This is a genomic window from Akkermansia massiliensis (assembly GCF_018847375.1).
In the GTDB taxonomy this organism is placed as follows: domain Bacteria; phylum Verrucomicrobiota; class Verrucomicrobiia; order Verrucomicrobiales; family Akkermansiaceae; genus Akkermansia; species Akkermansia massiliensis.
This window is the reverse complement of the sequence record NZ_CP072036.1, coordinates 961893-979810: the sequence shown is the minus strand read 5'-3', so window position 1 is coordinate 979810 and position 17918 is coordinate 961893. Positions and strand designations below refer to the sequence as shown.

18 protein-coding genes are annotated in these 17918 nt (G+C 53.3%); 8 read left to right on the top strand and 10 right to left on the bottom strand.

Translation table 11 applies throughout. The annotated features are described in order from the left end of the window. The first annotated feature begins 21 nt into the window (after window positions 1-21). The 4 genes from J5W70_RS04085 to J5W70_RS04070 all read left to right on the top strand — a co-directional run bounded on the left by J5W70_RS04085 (window position 22) and on the right by J5W70_RS04070 (window position 3033). Complete coding sequence (locus tag J5W70_RS04085) at window positions 22-552, top strand: hypothetical protein (RefSeq protein WP_022396382.1); 531 nt, start codon at window positions 22-24, stop codon at window positions 550-552. Between the two features lie 311 nt (window positions 553-863). Next, window positions 864-1406: a hypothetical protein gene (locus tag J5W70_RS04080; RefSeq protein WP_022396381.1), complete on the top strand. Its 543-nt coding sequence runs from the start codon at window positions 864-866 to the stop codon at window positions 1404-1406. A 2-nt stretch (window positions 1407-1408) separates the two neighbouring features. After that, window positions 1409-1945 (top strand): hypothetical protein, encoded by a 537-nt coding sequence (locus J5W70_RS04075; protein ID WP_022396380.1) that lies wholly within the window; start codon window positions 1409-1411, stop codon window positions 1943-1945. Window positions 1946-1998: 53 nt separating this feature from the next. Next, complete coding sequence (locus J5W70_RS04070; protein WP_022396379.1) at window positions 1999-3033, top strand: glycosyltransferase; 1035 nt, start codon at window positions 1999-2001, stop codon at window positions 3031-3033. A 48-nt stretch (window positions 3034-3081) separates the two neighbouring features. Here J5W70_RS04070 and J5W70_RS04065 read toward each other — a convergent pair whose 3' ends face one another. From J5W70_RS04065 to J5W70_RS12750, 5 genes are all read right to left on the bottom strand, one after another. Then, the gene (locus tag J5W70_RS04065) at window positions 3082-4107 is read right to left on the bottom strand and encodes a D-alanine--D-alanine ligase family protein (RefSeq protein ID WP_022396378.1); all 1026 of its coding nucleotides are present in this window, start codon (window positions 4105-4107) and stop codon (window positions 3082-3084) included. Between the two features lie 129 nt (window positions 4108-4236). Next, window positions 4237-5394, bottom strand: a complete 1158-nt coding sequence (locus J5W70_RS04060; protein WP_022396377.1) for a phosphotransferase enzyme family protein — start codon at window positions 5392-5394, stop codon at window positions 4237-4239. Between the two features lie 31 nt (window positions 5395-5425). Then, window positions 5426-6478 carry a GTPase ObgE gene (obgE, locus tag J5W70_RS04055; RefSeq protein ID WP_102727343.1) on the bottom strand — a complete coding sequence of 351 codons (1053 nt, stop codon included), beginning with the start codon at window positions 6476-6478 and terminating at the stop codon, window positions 5426-5428. 129 nt (window positions 6479-6607) lie between these two features. Continuing rightward, the gene (locus J5W70_RS04050; protein WP_022396375.1) at window positions 6608-7072 is read right to left on the bottom strand and encodes a DUF805 domain-containing protein; all 465 of its coding nucleotides are present in this window, start codon (window positions 7070-7072) and stop codon (window positions 6608-6610) included. 121 nt (window positions 7073-7193) lie between these two features. After that, window positions 7194-7328, bottom strand: coding sequence for a hypothetical protein (locus J5W70_RS12750; RefSeq protein ID WP_257228122.1), 135 nt, complete (start codon window positions 7326-7328; stop codon window positions 7194-7196). 19 nt (window positions 7329-7347) lie between these two features. On the opposite strand from J5W70_RS12750, the gene J5W70_RS04045 reads away from it, so the two are divergent. After that, window positions 7348-7947 carry an FHA domain-containing protein gene (locus J5W70_RS04045; protein ID WP_022396374.1) on the top strand — a complete coding sequence of 200 codons (600 nt, stop codon included), beginning with the start codon at window positions 7348-7350 and terminating at the stop codon, window positions 7945-7947. 25 nt (window positions 7948-7972) lie between these two features. Here J5W70_RS04045 and J5W70_RS04040 read toward each other — a convergent pair whose 3' ends face one another. After that, window positions 7973-8521: a methylated-DNA--[protein]-cysteine S-methyltransferase gene (locus tag J5W70_RS04040; protein ID WP_022396373.1), complete on the bottom strand. Its 549-nt coding sequence runs from the start codon at window positions 8519-8521 to the stop codon at window positions 7973-7975. Between the two features lie 146 nt (window positions 8522-8667). Between J5W70_RS04040 and J5W70_RS04035 the strand changes: the two genes are divergently transcribed. Then, window positions 8668-9585, top strand: a complete 918-nt coding sequence (locus tag J5W70_RS04035; RefSeq protein ID WP_022396372.1) for a glycoside hydrolase family 16 protein — start codon at window positions 8668-8670, stop codon at window positions 9583-9585. A gap of 410 nt (window positions 9586-9995) precedes the next feature. Here the strand turns inward: J5W70_RS04035 and ilvE are convergent, their stop codons facing one another. Then, the gene (gene ilvE, locus J5W70_RS04030) at window positions 9996-10862 is read right to left on the bottom strand and encodes a branched-chain-amino-acid transaminase (protein ID WP_022396371.1); all 867 of its coding nucleotides are present in this window, start codon (window positions 10860-10862) and stop codon (window positions 9996-9998) included. Between the two features lie 199 nt (window positions 10863-11061). On the opposite strand from ilvE, the gene typA reads away from it, so the two are divergent. Both typA and J5W70_RS04020 read left to right on the top strand, forming a co-directional pair. Next, the gene (gene typA, locus J5W70_RS04025; RefSeq protein ID WP_022396370.1) at window positions 11062-12897 is read left to right on the top strand and encodes a translational GTPase TypA; all 1836 of its coding nucleotides are present in this window, start codon (window positions 11062-11064) and stop codon (window positions 12895-12897) included. Window positions 12898-13018: 121 nt separating this feature from the next. Further along, on the top strand, window positions 13019-14077 hold the full coding sequence (locus J5W70_RS04020) for a polysaccharide pyruvyl transferase family protein (protein WP_180972958.1): 1059 nt from the start codon (window positions 13019-13021) through the stop codon (window positions 14075-14077). Window positions 14078-14120: 43 nt separating this feature from the next. On the opposite strand, the gene J5W70_RS04015 is transcribed toward J5W70_RS04020, so the two are convergent. The 3 genes from J5W70_RS04015 to J5W70_RS04005 are packed head-to-tail and all read right to left on the bottom strand — an operon-like array spanning window position 14121 to window position 17675. Beyond that, window positions 14121-15434: a hypothetical protein gene (locus J5W70_RS04015; protein ID WP_022396368.1), complete on the bottom strand. Its 1314-nt coding sequence runs from the start codon at window positions 15432-15434 to the stop codon at window positions 14121-14123. Window positions 15435-15462: 28 nt separating this feature from the next. Then, window positions 15463-16608: a hypothetical protein gene (locus J5W70_RS04010; protein WP_022396367.1), complete on the bottom strand. Its 1146-nt coding sequence runs from the start codon at window positions 16606-16608 to the stop codon at window positions 15463-15465. Beyond that, entirely contained in the window at window positions 16605-17675 is a 1071-nt protein-coding gene (locus tag J5W70_RS04005) for a hypothetical protein (protein WP_102721577.1), read from the bottom strand. The genes J5W70_RS04010 and J5W70_RS04005 overlap by 4 nt, the downstream gene beginning before the upstream one ends. Window positions 17676-17918: the final 243 nt, after the last annotated feature.

Here is a 17918-nt window from a genome sequence, read left to right as displayed (position 1 = left end):
ATATAGAACAAAAATAATTCTATGCAAAAAACTATTTATTATCCCGAAGGCTTGCCAGTTAGAACAGGCGATATAGTGTGGAATAATGAGGGTGTGAATGTACGCAAAGTGATAAGTATTGTCACGGAAGAAGAGGCTAAACAGGTGTTTGTTGCAGATGGCGTGACAGATGGGGCCGGATTTTTCTGGTCGCGTTATATCGGTGAATCGGATTTAGGTATCCTTGGATTTGAATCGAAAGAATCTTTTGAAGAAGAAGGCGTAGGAAAACTCTCTCGACCAGAATTATTATGCGTGAAATTTTTATTTCATTTGCTGGGAAAGCAGATCGGTTTGAATATATGGAATAATAAAGATTATCTGTATTATCCTGTTCTGTGGCCAGAGGAAAGGGAAGACGGAAAATATGAATGGATATGGTATTTGTTTTTCCAACCGTATCGCCCACCAGTCACATCGTTTGATGAAGAACAGTGCTTTCGGTTTGATGAATATCGATGGCATTTTGAAAAAGTGGATCGGAAAAAGCAGGATTTGGTTCGAGGTCTGTAACAAGTATTATGTTTTAAGTACTAAACATAAATATAATTTCTATCTTCTATCCTTTAAAGTAGAATGGAAGCAGCCTTTATAGAATACAGTTCATAAGCTTGTTACATGTTTGATTAAAGTTTAATTCAATCAATGCTAGACCTGTTCTTTTATTTTCCCCTAGGCAGAGATATGATGATATTAAGTACATTTGCCTGCAAAATATGGATCCAATAGTTAGGCAGGAAGTCTGCACTGTGGGCAGGAAACTGGCCCTAGCATGAATCGGAGAGTTATTATTGCATGAGAATAAAGAAAAAGCGTAAATTAACATGGCTATGATTTATCCTTCCGAGATTCTCAATAATATGATCCACGAAGTGGAAAAAGCATTTCCGTTGGAAACTCCTGTTTTTCCAACAAGTAGTATTCGCGATCTCATTGAAAACCCCGACCATCCGGATGATGAAGGGCGAGAATGCGGCGAACCGTTTTTGAACCAACGCTGGATTGATGTTCCTGCTATACAATGGTACTATAACGCCGAGTTTGTGAGTTTTGCTGCAAGTAGTGCTCTTGCCTATTTTCTCCCGTCAATCATAAGGCTTTCTTATCTTGAGGAAATAGCAAATGAAAAAAGGTACATGAGTGACACGAGGGAATGGATGATGAATGTACTAACTGGAATTAATTTTTGGGGAGAAGAAGTGCATTGGCGGATAAAAACTACAAATGATATCTATCATTCGTATACAAAAAAACAACTTGACTTAGTCAGAAATTGGATTTTATTCGAAAATAGAAAGCACAACGATGAATCCGGTTGTACTCATGCTCTTGACTTGGTAGATAGGGCAGCAAAAAAATTAATATAAATATGGCTTATTATTCCCATGAGAGTCTGAATAATATGATTCAGGAAGTGGAAAAAGAGTTTCCTCTTGGAAATTCTTTTTTTCCGACAACCAACATTCGGGAGCTCATTGGAAATCCGGATTATCCTGATGATGAAGCAACAGAATGTGTCAAACCATTTTTAAATAAACGTTGGATTGATGTTCCTGCCATTCAATGGTATCACAATGCAGAGTTTATCAATTTTTCATCGACCTGTGCCCTTTCATATTTTTTCCCTTCTATTATCAGGAATTCCTATATGGAGGAAATATCAGGAGCAAATAATTATATGATAGACACTGAGGAATGGATGATGAATAAACTTATTATAATTTGTTTTTCAGAAAGAATACGGGACTACGTACAAAAAGAAGTAGATTATATATATCATTCCTATACAAAAGATCAACTCAGCATCGTTAGGAAATGGATATTATTTCAAAATAAGGATAATTATTTTACTGATGGATGTGATAATGCCTTAAAAATATTAGACATGGCAATAAGGAATAAGTAACAATTCATATGTTAATTCTTAGGGATATGTCCTCTACAATGGAATAACTAACTATGGACTCTCTCTACATCATCGGGTTTCCGTCCCTCTATGGAGGGGCGGGAGCCGAGCTTTACCACCAGATTAAGGTTTGGAGGCACATGTGTGTGGATATTCATCTCATTCCCACCCAAAAAAACGTGCACCGTGCCGAGCTCTATCCGGAAATGGTTGGGCAGGGCGTCACGGTACATGAAGGATACGACTGGTCAGCCATTCCGGAAGGGGCTCCCGTCATCAGTTTTTGCAATGAAGAGTTCCTGACAGCACTGCCGGAAATACGGAAACGGACGAGGAGGACGGTCTTCGTCAATTGCATGACCTGGCTTTTCGGCAGCGAAAAGGAAGCCATGAAGAGGGGAGATATTTCCCTGTTTCTTTACCAGAATGACCGGGTGAGGAAGAACATGATGCCGCGCCTGAGAGCCTTGAATGCCGATCCGTCCATCCGCTTCATGACGTTCAAGCCGTATTTTGACACAACCGATTTTCCTTTTATTGCACAGCGTTCTACGGACTGGTTCGGCGCGGGACACATTTCCAGGCAGGATGAGGATAAATTCAGCAAGGACACGTGGCACATTTACGAGCATTTTGCTTCACCCGTCCGGAAGAGAGGAACTTTTCTTGGCTTTGATCAGCGGAGCGAGGCGAAGACCGGAAGGCCGCCCGACTGGGTGGAGACGTTCCATGACCAGAGGTCTCTATCCCAGCAGGAGTTTTACCAAAGATGCCACATCGTGCTGCAACCCACGGATACGACGGAGAATTGGCCGCGCGTGGGCTTTGAGGCCATGGCGAGCGGAAGCGTGCTTATTGTGGACAAGCGCGGAGGCTGGGAACAGATGGTGGAACACGGGAAGACCGGATGGCTGTGCGAAAGCCCCGGGGATTTCATCACATACGCCACCAAGATGGCGTGGGAACCGCATTACCGGGAGGATATGGCCTCCGCTGCCCGGGAACGCGGCATGGCGCTGGGAGGGCTGGAAGCGTCCAGGGAAAGCTGGCTGGAAGTGTTTGAAGCAATCAGTCGGATACCGGATTAGCAACTTTCTCCCCGCCATGATAGGTGGATGATCTGTTGGCGCACATGGTCAGATAAGCCACGTGCCGTATCGGCAGAGGTTTTTCTGCCTGTTCATGCTGTAGGCGATGATGTATTTGAGGAGGTCCGCCTGGGAGTAGCCGTGTTCTGCGGCCGCCAGGCAGATGGAGCCGCTTTTGCCCAGGTGGCAGCAGATGTTCATTTCCAGGATGCGCCGTTCGCCTTTTTCAAAGTCAATCCGGTAGTCGATGCGGAAATAGTCCATCGGCCCCAGGGCGTCCCAGACTTTCTGCACGTCGTTGGCGATGTCCTGTTCCAGGCCGTGCACGGAGACTGTCTGGTAGCCCAGGTGGTCATGCAGTTTCAGGTCTTCCGTGATGATGCTGCCCGGTTTGTCGGATTTCGGCTGCACGTATCCCAGGATGACGGGTTTTTCACCCCCCAGCACGGGAACCGTGACGTCAATGCCTTCGCAGTATTGTTCCACGAGCACTTCATGCCCTTCCTCCATCAGGCGCCGGGCGCACGCGGCTACCGCCTCCCAGGAGCCGCAGATGCTGTCTTCCCGAATACTGCCGGAAGCGGCTCCAAACCGTTTTTTGACGAAGTAGGGGCCGGGAAAGGGCGCCTTGTCCGGAATGCCTTTTTCCCCGGAAAGCCCGATGCCCTCCGGCATGTTCAGGCCCAGGGAGCGGAATACCAGCTTGGTCAGGAGCTTGTCTTCCGCAATGGCGCGGATGTTGGGCGGGGCGCCCAAATAGGGGACCTGGATGAATTCGCAGTACGAGGAGATGAATATTTCAGGCTTGGACATGCCGAACCTGTTCATCAGGGAGAATACATAGTCCACGTTTCCTTTGGCGAATTGCACGGAATAGGGCTTGGAGGAGGAGACGACGTCATAGCCGATGTCCTGAATGGCCTTGTAAATGTTGTAGTGGTACTGGGGATAGCCTCCGTTGCCCGTGTAGGGTTTTTTGGAGAAATCGGGAGCGTCGGGGGCATACGGGGCCAGATACATGATCCTTGCCGGCTTGCCATATTGATTGAGTTGAATATCCGGTATTTCAAACATGGTCTGTGGCGATTGCGTGGAATGTTTCTTGGATTATGGAAATCGCCGCAGTGTTCAAATAATATAAATAATAAGGGACGGCATAGCCGTCCCGGAGAGAATGGAAAAGAAGGAGAGAGAGCTCCCACTCTATTTTCTGGACATCCCCTTGGCCACGCGCTTGACATATTGCTCCATGGACGGAAGTTCCTGTTCAATGCATTCCACCAGCTTGAGCTGCGTGCGGCAGCGGATGAGGTTGTGGTCCGGGCGGGAAACCTTGAAGTATTGGTCTCCTTCCAGGTAGTCCGTCAGGAACCGGATGCCGATTTCCAGCGTGATGAGTTTTCCGGAAAAAGCAAGCTGGTCTATTTCCGCCTGGGTCAGGAAGCCGTGGGCGGCGGCCAGATACCCTTCCACAATGGATTGGAACATCGGCATGCGCATGCGCACCTTGTCCAGGTCTTCCTCATCTTCTTCCGTAGGCGGGGTAACGGTGCGCACCATGTCGCCGAAGTCGTACAGCACAAGGCCGGGCATGACCGTATCCAGGTCAATGACGCAGACGGCGTGGTCCGTATCCTCGTCCAGCATGACGTTGTTGATTTTGGTGTCGTTATGGGTGATGCGGGTGGGAAGCACGCCGCTGGCCTGGAGGTCCAGCAAACGGTCCACGTCCTGCTCGCGCGCCTTGATGAAGTCCAGTTCCGGAAGGCAGGTGGAAAGGCGTTCCTGCGGATCCTGCGCCGCCACTTCCACCAGGCGGTTGAAGCGGTTCCGGGTGTGGTGGAATCCGGGAATGGTTTCCACGATGTCGTCCGGATTCATGTCGCTGATCAAGTCCTGGAAGGAGCCGAATGCAAATCCGGCCTGGTACGCCTGGCGGGTGTTTTCCACCACGTCGTAGGTATGCGTGCCTGCCAGGTAATTGTAGCAGCGCCAGATGCCGTCGCCGGGAATGTCGATGTAGTTGCGGCCGCCGCGTGCCGGATAGAGGTTGAGGGTCTGCCCGGCGGAGTCCTTCAGGCGGCGCAGGACTTTCCAGTTGATGTGCCGCGTGACTTTCTCCACATTGCGCATGACGGCTCTGGGGTCCTTGAAGACATAGTCGTTGATGCGCTGGAGGATGTAGGAGTCTTCCGTTCCGTCGCTTTTGCGGTAGGTGGCCTTGTAAGTGGTGTTGATGTGGCCGCTGGGGATTTCCTTGCCGGTGACGAATTCCCCTTCAATGGCGAAGAGGTCTCCAATTCCGGCGATACGGCACAAGAGCTGGTCGGGGTCTGTCGTTGCGGCAAGCGGAGCGGTCATGTGGAAGGGAGAGAGGGTTGGACGGATGGTTTTAACGGACGAATTTATAGCCTACAAGTTCGTCAAGCTTGCTCTTGAGCCGGGAAATGCCTTCTCCGTTGAGCGCGGAAAGGGGGATGACGTCCACCTTAGGAAAACGCATGCGGAAGTTGGCCAGGTTTTCTTCCGCCCCTTCCAGGTCCATTTTGTTGGCGACGACGAACCAGGGCTGTTTGGCCAGATCTTCACTGTACAGCTTGATTTCCGTGCGGAGGTTTTGAAGGTCTTCAATGGGGTCGCGGCCTTCGCTGCCGGCCATGTCCAGAACGAAGACGAGCACCTTGCAGCGCGTGATGTGGCGCAGGAATTCATGTCCCAGGCCGCGGTTGTTGTGCGCGCCTTCAATGATGCCGGGAATGTCCGCCACAACGCAGCGGCGGAAGCTGTCGAATTCCACTACGCCGATGATGGGCTGGAGCGTGGTGAAGGGATAGTTGGCGACTTTGGGCTTGGCTTCCGAGATGTCTCCCAGCAAGGTGCTCTTTCCCGCGTTGGGATAGCCCACCAGTCCGGCGTCCGCAATGCGGCGCAGTTCCATGAAGAAGACGCCTTCCTCCCCTTCCGTTCCCATCTCGGCTTCCGTAGGCGCCTGGTTGGTCGCAGAGCGGAAATGCCAGTTGCCCTTTCCGCCGATGCCGCCCTGGCACAGCGTGAACCGGGTGCCGATTTCCGTCAGGTCCGCAATTTTTTCCAGCTCGATGCCTTCGCCTTCCCGTTCCAGCCAGGTCGCCTCCGCCATGGAGGAGGCATTGCTGCGGTAGATGATGGTGCCGGGGGGAACTTTCCCGATGACGGATTTGCCGTTTTTGCCATGCTTTTTGGCGCTTTGTCCGCCTACTCCATCCGTGGCGATCAATTTGGGGTCGTAGAAAAAGGAGCGCAGGTCATTCGTGTGCGGGTCCACTTCCAGAATGACGCTTCCGCCATCGCCGCCGTCTCCTCCGTCCGGACCGCCCTTGGGCACGAATTTGGCCCTGCGGAAGCTGACCAGCCCGTTTCCTCCCTTTCCTGCCCTGGCAAATATGCGGATGTTGTCAACAAACATGTTCTGAATATGAAGCATTTCCCCCCAAAACGCAAGACAAGTGCAGGACTGTACGGCTTTTCCATGGCATGTGCCGCTAACTTTTCCAGTGAACCGGAAAGCTGTTTGGCAAAAGGAAATTCCGGAAAATTACGGCAACCCCGGGTATTTTTCCGACGGTCCGTATTGGTTCGTTCCCCGCTGGCTGTCTTCACAGCAGTAAATGAGAAGAATAATGCTCCCTATCAGCGGAACCAGATAAAGCAGCAGCATAATTCCGCCTTTGTTGGTGTCATGCAGGCGCCTGCATGTGACGGCCAGCGAAGGAATCACGGTAAATAGACTCCATAGCAGAAGGGGAACGGCACCTGCCATGCCATAGGTAAAAGTTTCAGTTGATGACATTTGCTGCGGATGATGGCAGGCAAACAGGATGATCATGAAGATGGTGAAGGCCATGTCCAACAGGAGCAGGACGGCAGTCTGCCCCAATACCCAGTACCAATATTCCGAACGGGTAGCCCTCCCGGAAAATACAGCGTATTTGGAAATTACCGATTTGGCGGCCGTCAGCAGATTGTATCCCTTGAAAGCTGATGCTTGCGTGGCGTTCATGCCTGATGTTAGCCGCCGCGGGTCCGGGATGTCAATTCACTATCCGGAGGAACGTTTTATATAGGAGATTTAAAGTGTGTGAATTATCTATTAAGAATATCTTTTGGGAAACTCCTGCTGGTCAGAAGTCTGGAAAAATGGAGCCGCATGATGGAACTTCATGGAATCCGCCTTCTGAAGGAGAGGCGCATGCAACCGCTTTTTTCCCGGGCATGCCGGGCAAACGGTCTTTTGGATTGAAAATCAGCGTCGGCATGGCATGATGCCCGTGAATCATGCCCCGCCTTTCCATCCAATTGCCCGACGGTTCCGAGAAAACCATCGTTCTTCCGAAGAACGGCGAATATTTCGCCCGCATCGGACGCGACGAACATTGTGAAATAGTGCTGCCTTTTCAGTCCGTGTCCGGAGAACACGCCCTGCTTCAGTTCAAGGAGGGCGCGTATGTTCTGGAAGACCTGGGTTCAACTAACGGAATCAAGATCAACGGGCTCACGCCCATGGGTGCCGCCTCTCTTTACGATGGCGACGAAATTGCCCTGGGAGATGCCAGGCTCCGGTTTGCCGAAGAGCCTTCTCCGGGACTCATTCCCGAGCCGACCGAAGCGGGGGAGGAAGAGGCAGCTCCTTCCGCCGCCATGCGGAATTTGCAGCAATTGGCGGACGAGGCCACCCGTACGGCGCGGAAGAATTATTTGTGGATGGCCCTGTATGCCGTCCTGATGTTTTTTCTGGCCGTTTTTGCCGGGTTGACTTACAAGCATTACAAGGTGACGGGAGAATTGCTGCCCCTTCAGTGGCTCGGCATTGAGTCTCCCAAGGCAGCCTTGAAGTCCATGACGCCTCCGCAGGCGGCGGACGCCGCGCAGCAGTAGGCCAATTCAAGCTTTTCCGCCGTTTTCACGAGCTGGCAGGGGTATTCCATCGGGCGCGTTCCGCATCCGGGAACAGCATGAAGGGAGCCACGGCACCCTGTTCCAGTTCCAGCAGATATTGCTTGATAGTCAGGCCGCCCGCATAACCGGTCAGTTTTCCATTGGCTCCAATGACCCGGTGGCAGGGAATGATGATGCTGATGGGGTTCTGGTTGTTGGCATGCCCCACGGCCCGGCAGGCTGATGGCTGTCCAATTTGCCGGGCGATATCGCCGTAGCTTCTGGTTTCCCCATGGGGGATGGTTTGAAGGGCCTTCCAGACCGTTTGCTCAAATTCCGTTCCCTGCGGAGAAAGGGGCACGTCAAACATGCGGCGGGCACCTTGAAAGTATTCGTCCAGTTGGCTGGCTGTTTGGCGCAGCAGGGGCGTTTCCTCCCATTCCACATGCTCCGGTTGCACCATGCGGCTAAAGAAAACGTGCGTGACGGCCGTTCCGTTTTCCACGATGACGATGGCCCCCACGGGGGTTTGATGAAGAAGGGCCCGGCCACGGGGTGAAGGAGTGGTCTTCATACCGTAATCATAGCATGCGGCGGAAGAGAGTTTCTATCCATTTTACAGGGTATTTCCGCCATCCTGCAAGGGAAGGGAGGGAAAAGGCGCCCGTCCGGACGTATTTTGTTTGAAAGGCTGCGGTTCCAAGTACAGTATTGGTCCGTATGAAGAAGAGCCTGTTTGCCGTGTTGTTGGCCGCATGCCTGTGCATGTCCGTAAAGGGAGAAGACGCCAAGCCTCCGAAGACCCTTCCCGGCGGATGGGTTTATGTTTGGGGTGACGAGTTCAACGGGTCCAAGATAGACGCCAAGAAGTGGAAGCCGGAGCTGGGTGTGATACGCAATCAGGGGTCCCAGCAGACCTATACAGCACGGCCCAAGAACATGAGGCTGGAAGACGGCTGCCTGGTCCTGGAGACCCATTTTGAGAAATTCGCCAATATCAATTACAAGAAGAGTCCGTCGGACTGGATTAAGAATACCAAATTCATGCCCTACACGTCCGGTTCCGTGACGACGATCAAGACGAAGAATTTCATGTTCGGCAGACTGGAAGTTCGGGCCAAGGTTCCCAGAACCAAGGGCATCTGGCCTGCCATCTGGCTGCTTGGCAAGAACAAGTGGGGCTGGCCCGTCAATGGGGAGATTGATATGCTGGAGAATATTTCCCAGCAGCCGGATGTGGTTTATTCCACCTTCCATTTGAGCCCGGACGGCGTGTCCAAGAAGGATGCTTCCCGCGGAGGCACGGTGAAGATTGATAACCTCTCCGATGATTTTCATACGTATGTCATGGAGTGGGACAAGGATTCCATCAAGCTGATGGTGGATGACAAGCTGGTGAAATCCATTGATCTGAATACCACCAATTATGCCAATGAGGCGGGCAATCCGTTCCGTACGCCGTTTTACCTCATTCTCAATTCTGCCGTGGGCGGCAACTGGTGTGAAAAGGCTCCGAAGGATGGCAACGGTTATCCCGTGAAGTTCCTGATTGATTACGTCCGTTTCTACCAGACGAAGGAGCACGCCCAGCAGGCCAAGCAGTTTGATCCGGAAACCGGATTGCCGAAGAAGAAGTAGTCCCGCCTTTTTCCTGGCTGGAACGGTTCCGGTATGGGGGCAGAAGCGGAACGTGTCCGGTTTTGTCCTTGTGCGTAGGAGATAAGGCGGAGACAGCTTTTTAAAGAATCCTTTCGCTTCGCTCTGGAGTGGAGTATGCCCTAAAGGCCTGGAGGCCTTCATTCCCGGGTGAGCGCATTCCGTTTATGCCGGGGTGATGTGTTCTTTTACCGTGTTTCCTGATGGTCCGCACTGTAAAAACAGGCGTTTGATCCGTTCATGTTCCGGCTTCACTCCTCCTGTGGATTTCAAGCTGAACATTTCATGGAATGGCGTTGCGCCGCTTTCGGATTTTGATGCAGTGGCGCAAAAAAAACGGCCCCGCCGGACAGGAGGGGCCGTTTTTGCTGTCAAAAAGGAAATGCCAGGCTTTAGAAGGCTGTTCCCGTGGTCTGGGTCAGTTCCTGGAAGCGGGCCAGGATGCGGGCGGTCACCGGACCGATTTTGCCGGAACCCAGCTGGTAGGCGTCCAGTTTGGTGACGGGGACGCATTCCGCTGCCGTGCCGGTCAGGAAGCATTCATCCGCGCAGGTGATGGTAAAGCGGTTCATGGTTTTTTCCTCCGCCGGGATTTGCAGTTCCCGGCAGATTTCCAGCACCACGCGGCGCGTGATGCCGTCCAGGCAGCCGTCCGTGACGGGCGGCGTGAAGACGGCTCCGTCTTTTACGATGAAGATGTTGTCTCCCGTGCATTCGGCCACGTTGCCCAGGTCGTTCAGCATCAGGGCTTCCGCTACGCCCTGGCGCACAGCTTCCATCTTGGCCAGGATGTTGTTGAGATAGTTGAGGGATTTGACCTGGGGGCAGAGGGCGTCCGGACGGTTGCGGCGCACGGAGCTGGTGATCAGGGCCAGCCCGTTTTCATACACGGCGGGATCGTACAGGGAGATTTTATCCGCAATGATGAAGACGCTGGGGCGTTTGCAGTTGAAGGGGTTGAGCCCCAGGTTGCCAACGCCGCGGGTAACCACCAGGCGGATGTAGCCGTCGCTCAGGCCGGAAGCCGCCGCCGTTTCGCATACCGCGTTGGAGAGTTCCTCCCGGGTATAGGGAATGTCCAGTAGCAGATAATGGGCGCAGTTGTACAGGCGGTCCATGTGGTCTTCCAGGCGGAAGACGCGCTTGTTGTAAAACCGGATACCTTCAAAAATGCCGTCGCCATAGAGCGTACCATGGTCAAAAACGGAGGTCTTGGCCTCCTCCTGTTCCTCCAGCTTTCCATCTAACCAAATCTTCATCGTTGTCTAGAATTTAGAAATTATTTATGCCAGAGCAGGATAGCCCCATTTGAAGAGGGGGGGAAGCTATAAATTCACCGGAGAGAACAAAAGTTCCGTCACCTGCAACGGGAGAGGCACGCGCGCGTTAAAAATATATGGAGGTATTCATGGAGCAGGCTTGACATTTATTTTCCAGTGCTTTTAGCTCTCGCGCGCAATGTCAGACCCTTCCAAGTTCCGCAACCTCGCCATTATCGCTCACGTTGACCATGGGAAAACGACCCTGGTCGACCAACTTTTGCAGGCGGGGGGAGCCTACCGGGCCAACCAGGCCGTGCAGGAACGCGCCATGGATTCCATGGACCTGGAACGTGAAAAGGGAATCACAATCAAGGCCAAGAATACTTCCATCCTCTGGAACGGCTACACGATCAACATTGTGGATACCCCCGGCCACGCGGACTTCGGCGGGGAAGTGGAGCGTGTGATGAAGATGGTGGACGGCGTGCTGCTGGTGGTGGACGCTTTTGAAGGTCCGCAGGCCCAGACGCGTTTCGTGCTTCGCAAGGCCCTTCAGGAAGGGCTGATGCCCATTGTGGTCATTAACAAGATCGACCGCCCCCATGCCGACCCAGCCGCCGTGCATGACCAGGTGCTGGAGCTTTTCCTGGAACTGGGCGCCACGGACGAACAATTTGAAGCTCCCTTTGTGTACGGGTCCGCCCGCGACGGCTATTTCATGAATTCCATGGAGGGGGAACCTCCTGTGGACTGCACGCCTCTTCTGTTCAAGATTGTGGAGCACATCCCCGCTCCTAAGGACGCCGATCCGGAAGGGGAGTTCAAGATGCTCGTTTCCAATATTGACTGGGACGACTACGTGGGCCGCGTGGCCATTGGCCGCATCACCTCCGGCACCGTGAAGAAGGGGGATACCGTATGGCTTCACCAGAGCGACGGCACCTGCATTTCCGGCAAGGTGACCCGCATGTTTGAATATTCCGGCCTGGGCACCACGGATTCGGCCATCGGCGTGGCGGGCAACATCGTAGGCGTGGCGGGGTTTGAAAACGTGAACATCGGTGAGACCCTGGGCGGTTCCGCGGATACGGAGCCCCTCCCGTTTGTGGCGATTGACCCGCCCACCATTTCCATGGAGTTTTCCATCAACAACGGGCCTTTCGGCGGACGCGACGGCAAGAATGTAACTTCCCGCGTGATTCGCGACCGCCTGATGAGAGAGATGCGGACGAATATTTCCATCCAGGTGGAGGATACGGACAAGGCCGGCGTTTTCTCCGTTTCCGCCCGCGGGGCCATGCAGATTGCCGTGCTGGTGGAAACCATGCGCCGCGAGAATTACGAACTGTGCGTTTCCCGTCCCACCGTGATCATGAAGAGGGATGAAGGTGACCGTCTTACGGAGCCGTATGAAACGATTTACGTGGAAGTTCCGGATGAGCACGCCAACGGCGTCATGAAGCTTCTGCACGCCCGCAAGGGACAGATGGAAGACATGATTTCCAAGGAGGGCACGGGCCACACCTTCATCCAGGCCTATATTCCCACCCGTGGCATCATCGGATTTGAGTTTGAGCTGGTCAACCTGACGTCCGGCCACGGCATTTTCTCCCACCTGTTCCGGGATTACGGCCCCTACGCCGGGGACATCACCACGCGTACCACCGGTACCCTGGTTTCCATGGAAACGGGCGTTTCCACGCCGTTCGCGCTGGTGGCGCTGGAAGAACGCGGCCGTCTGTTCGTAGGGCCGCAGGAAGATATTTACGAAGGCCAGATTGTTGGTGAAAACCCGCGCCAGATGGATATGCCGGTCAATCCGTGCAAGGAAAAGCACCTGAACAACATCCGCTCCGCCACGAAGGGGGACGGCATCCAGCTTTCCCCTCCCGTCGCCTTTTCCCTGGAACGCGCCATTGAGTACATTGAGCCTGATGAACTGGTGGAAGCCACCCCCCATTTCATCCGCCTGCGCAAGCGCATCCTGAACGCCAATGACCGCGTGAGGGAGTCCCGCAAAGCTGGCAACTAGAGGTGCCGGAACGCCGGAGAGGCGACCCCGTCCTATGTAGTTGCGTCCTGATGGCCGGTAAGGTAGAATCAGGGCGATGGATTGTAGCCGGATTTCCTGTTCCCCTGTCCCTGTTCACGCGATGATGGAGCTTCTGCGTGAGCTGGGGCCGTTCCATTACATGATGAACCAGGGGAATGTGGGGGATGCCCTGATTGCCGCTTCCACGGTCGCCCTGTTTGAAAGGGAAGAGCTGAATTTCAGTTCATGCGGCCCGGAACTCCCTGCAGGAAAGGAGGAAATAACGCTGGTTTACGGCGGCGGGGGAGGTTTTGTCCCCTATTTTGGCATGCTGCCTCATTATGTACGCCTTTTTTCGGATCCGCGCCTCCGGAAGTGCGTGATCCTGCCCCAGAGCTTCAGGGATTGTGATGAACTGGTGGATGTGCTGGATGAACGTTTTACCGTGTTTTGCCGGGAACGGGCTAGTTATGACTACTGCCTGTCAAGGAATGGGAAGGCGCGATTCCTGCTGGCGGATGACATGGCCGTGGCCGCGGAGCCCGAGATGCTGAAGAAGCGGCCCGTCAGGCTGCCTTTTCTGGAGATGGAGGAACGGGCGTGGGGCAAGCGCATGAAAAGGGATGTCAAGACTTCCTTGGTAGCGTTGCCCGGCGCCGGAAAGCTTGCCGTTTGCCTGCGAGATGATCCGGAAAGTACCGGCCACGCTCAAGCGTTGAAGGAACTCCCTTTGAATACGGACCTTTCCGTGTATTCCGTACGCGTGATTGATGAGGTGGAACACGCTTTTGCCTATACCCGCTGGCTTTTGAAGGCGCTGGACCAGCCTGACGCCATCTTGACGGACAGGCTCCATCTGGGCATTTCCGGAGCTCTTCTGGGCAAGGAGGTTTTTCTGATGGACAATGTTTACGGCAAAATTTCCGGAATTTATGAGTTGTCCCTGCGGGAGCGTTTTCCCCGCGTACATCTGTTGAATGAGTTGAGTGAATTTCCCTGGCTGGAGAAGGTTTTGACTGTACCGGACCTCGACCGCTGCCGGGAAAGGAAGGCGAAGCATGCGCGGCAGATAGGGAAAGCCGCCGCTTTGTCCAAGTACCTTTATTACCGCAAGGAGGAGAACGGAGTGCTCCGTGTCAAGGTCTGCGGCTTGCGGATTTGCAAGAAGCGGGTGGTTTGAGGATATTTATGGCCGCCGCGCGCTTGCATGGCGACAGGCTTTATCATTCGCGGCTTTGATGCAGGGGACCCTCTTTTTTACGTTTATAGATCCGAAGGCCAAGAATCTTGATGCGGACGCTGGCCGCATCTTCTTTTTTATAGTACAGGAAGTGTTTGATTCTCTTTCCCATCCGTTGAGGGAAAGTCAATGGCTTGGGCGCCGGGTACACACCCAGGGACAGCCTTTCCTTTAATGCCTGAGCCCACGGTTCCTGAGAAGTTCCCCATTTTTCGGCATCTTCCAGAATGGTCTGGTATTCGTAAAAGATGTGTTCATTCCATATCTCCTTGTCGCGAATTTCATCCAAAGATATATCGCGTAAATAAAAAGCTCCGGAGGCCTTGAAATTCAGGATGGTCCGGAAGCATTTTTCGCATACTCCGCAATTGTCCTGATCCGGATTGGAGTGCCAGCATACTCTCAGGTTGCGCAGTCCTCTTTCCCATTGGCTGACCAATTTTGCCTTCTGGCTCCGGGTGAATCCCCAGCCTTCTTCATACACACGGAATCGCCGGGAAGAAAGGAGGGGGTCCGTCACAAAGTTGGAGCCAAAATCCACTACGCCGGATGAATAGGGATAGGTGCTCCCCACCAGTACATTGCCATAATCCCTTTGCCAAAAGGATGCCATGCCTGTCAAAGCCGCCAGATGAACCAGTTGCCAGTGAAATCCCCAGTTAAGCTGGTTGTTCCAGAATGTATCCAGAGGGAAAATTTCAGGATAATTGCTTCCGCAGCGCAGAAGGCGCGTGATGCCCAGTTCCTCAATCGTAGAGAGAGCTTTTTCATAACAGCGCAGGAACAGGGGTTCTTCGTAAAGTCCCCGGTCTCCGCCCTGTACCAGCAGGCAGGCTTTCACATCCAGGGAATCATACCGCGGTTTCCGATGTGGGGATGCATGCCTGTACAAGGCGAAGGTCGCATCCAGCCCCTGGGAAAAGAGGGCAACCGCAGAATCGTCCACCGGCGCGTTTCTGTCGTCTATAATCCGGTCCGGCTTGATATCTACCACGTTAAGATACTCAGGATGCATTTGCGACCAGGCTTCCATGAAATGCTCCAAATTCCGAAGCAGAGTAAGACTGACGGCCCCTTTCACTTCAAAACGGCCTCCGACATGCATCATTTCAAAAATGAGCATCCTGATCCATGCGTCTGCAAAATTGTTTTCCACTGTGGGGGCCTGGTCGAAGGGTGCGAGGTCTACCCATACCCGGCAGTTATAACCGGGAGAAATAAAATCGCAATACAGGCGGGAAGTCCCATTGGGTTGAATATCGACCTGTTGTTGTGGAATGAGCTGGGAAGTAGCCATGGGAAACCGGAATCGGAAGGAGGTTGGGTTACTGGGAACTTCGGGACAACAGGGAAGGCTGCTTTCTGATGCAGTGGAACCATACCTGCCGTTTTTCAGATGGGGAAAGGACTGTGGAATGCTTCAAGAGATAAAGCATTTCCTGCTGGAAGTGGCCTGAATGAACAATCGTTTTTGCGAGGAAGCGCAGCGGCTTGTCTTGAAAAGCCCTCAAGTTGAAAACCTTGGAAAATTCCTGCAAATGACCAAGCAGATAAAGCTGGGAAATCGTACGGCGGCATTTCAAGCATGTGCCGCAGTTGAAAGCGCGTTCCAGGCAAACATTGAGGAAGTCGCAGGCAGGAGGATAATTGGCAAGGATGGCTGTTTTTTCATACCTTGCCAAATCCAGGCCATGCAGGTGGAAACGTACCTGTTCCGTTTCCGCCGCGGATAGAATGTGGGATTGAAGATGGAATTCACAGTAATCCCTCCGGTCCCTGGTGGTGAAATCCGGATGATTGATATGATAGGTGGCGGAAGTCCAGTATGAATTCATTAATCCATTCAGGACAAGCACACTGCCGGAATCCAAAAAGGGAAACCAGTTCAAATATCCCTCGTTGCCATAAAAATCGTACAGGGATGAATCCATCCAGACGAATTCCATACCGTTTTTTTCAGCAAAATTCCGGCTGAGCTTTCGTCTGCCTTCAAGCAGTTCCCGGTTTCCCCAATGGGAGCCGCAGTTATTGTGGAACAGGTGGGTGACAGGCGTCCCCGCCTTTTCCAGCTCCGCGATAGTGCACAGGGAATCCACCCCCAGGGACCCGCCCGTACCAATGCGGCAGCCGGGAATGGGGGAAAGAACTTCCGCGTGAACTTCTCCCGCCAGTTCAACGGGTTTCAGGAAAGGCCCTATTCCTGTCAGGATATGGGAGAGGAGCCGTATGCCGAAGTGGTACAGGTGCGCGGAGATGGCGGGAAGAACGCGAACCTGACCGCCCTGCTGGGAAATCCATGGAAGCAGGGCCACAAGGGCTCCATCCGCCCTGCCGGGATTCAAAAAGTCACGGAAACGGGAGTCTACCGTAAACGAAAGCGTGCGCGGCGCGTGGCCGTCCTGAAGAATGGGATAGGAGATGGTAACCGCATTTCCCTCTGTCTGTACGGATGGATGGTTAATCGTGATCATGAGTGTTGGAAGAGTTGGCGGATTTTATGTCTCATGCCGGTTGGCGGAAGATCCCTTTCCGCCAGCCGCCGTTCCAAGGTGACCGCCCAGGGCTCCTGCCCCAGTCCGTTGGCCTTGGCATGCTTGAGTATTTCCTGGGCATAGAGGACGCGGAAAGGGCGGTTAAACTGAATTTGGGAGATATCTTCATTCATGGCGTTGCGCGGCATGCACGTTATTTTGTCCCTGGGCACTCCCATGGCCATGAAGTTCATGATGGTCAGGCGGCATTTGGTGCATACGCCGCAGTTGCCGGACGCGTCTTTACCTTCCCAGCAACATCTCAGCAGGGCCATGGCCTTATCCCACTGCGCGATGAGTCCGGCTTTTTCCGTACGATCATGCCCCATGCCGTCCGTGACGGCTTCCTTGCTGTGGGAGCCTAGATAGTGGTCCGTGATGGGATTGGAGGCCCAGGGGTAGGAGAAGGAGTCATAGGACCCTTCGCTGCCCGCCATGAAGTAACCGAAGCGGGAGGTGAAAACGCGCATTCCTCCCATCAGCATGGTATGGTAGGTCATTTCGTAATCCATCCCCATGTTCCGGAAATTGGTCCGGATGCGGTAGAATTGGCAGATGCCGATGTCTTCCAGCAATTCTCTGGCCTTGGAGAAAGCCTTGTCAAAGTGTTCCTGGTTGTTTTCCGCAATGTCCGCTCCCTGGAACATCACGCAGGCCGTCAGATTAAGGGTCTGGGGGCCTGCCAAGCCTTTCCGGTGGCGGTAGGCGGTGAAGCAGGCGTCCAGACCGCCGGAAAAGCAGGAAATGGCTTCGTCCCGTTGGGGAACAGCGGAGTCGTCTCGCTCGGCGGCATGGATGGTGACGCGGTGAAAGACGTTGGGCATCCAGCGGTTCCAGGCTTCCGCGTAGCGGTCCAGATTGACCAGCAGGGAACGGGACAGGCGCCCCGGCCCTGTAACGGAGAATTCGCCGCCCGTTTCCATCATTTTATGGATGAAGAAGATGCACCAGGCGTCCGCCAAGTCGTCTTTGTCAATGTCCACGTTTCCGGTGGATTCAATATCCATGTATTGATGGAATTCCCGGCCTGCAGCTGTGGAGAGGACCGCTTTCAGCGTTGTTTTGTGTGGAGAGTGGACCTCGGGGGGAAAAATGCGGAGTTCGTTGCTCATGTCGAAAAGGAGTCAGTCTTAAAGTCGAACGAACATTAACGAATAAGAAATCCGCAGACAACATGTTTTTTTGAGGCAGAAAGGGTAGCAGCAGGAGAAAGGAGGATTGCAGAGCGATGGGAAAAGAACGCCCCTGCT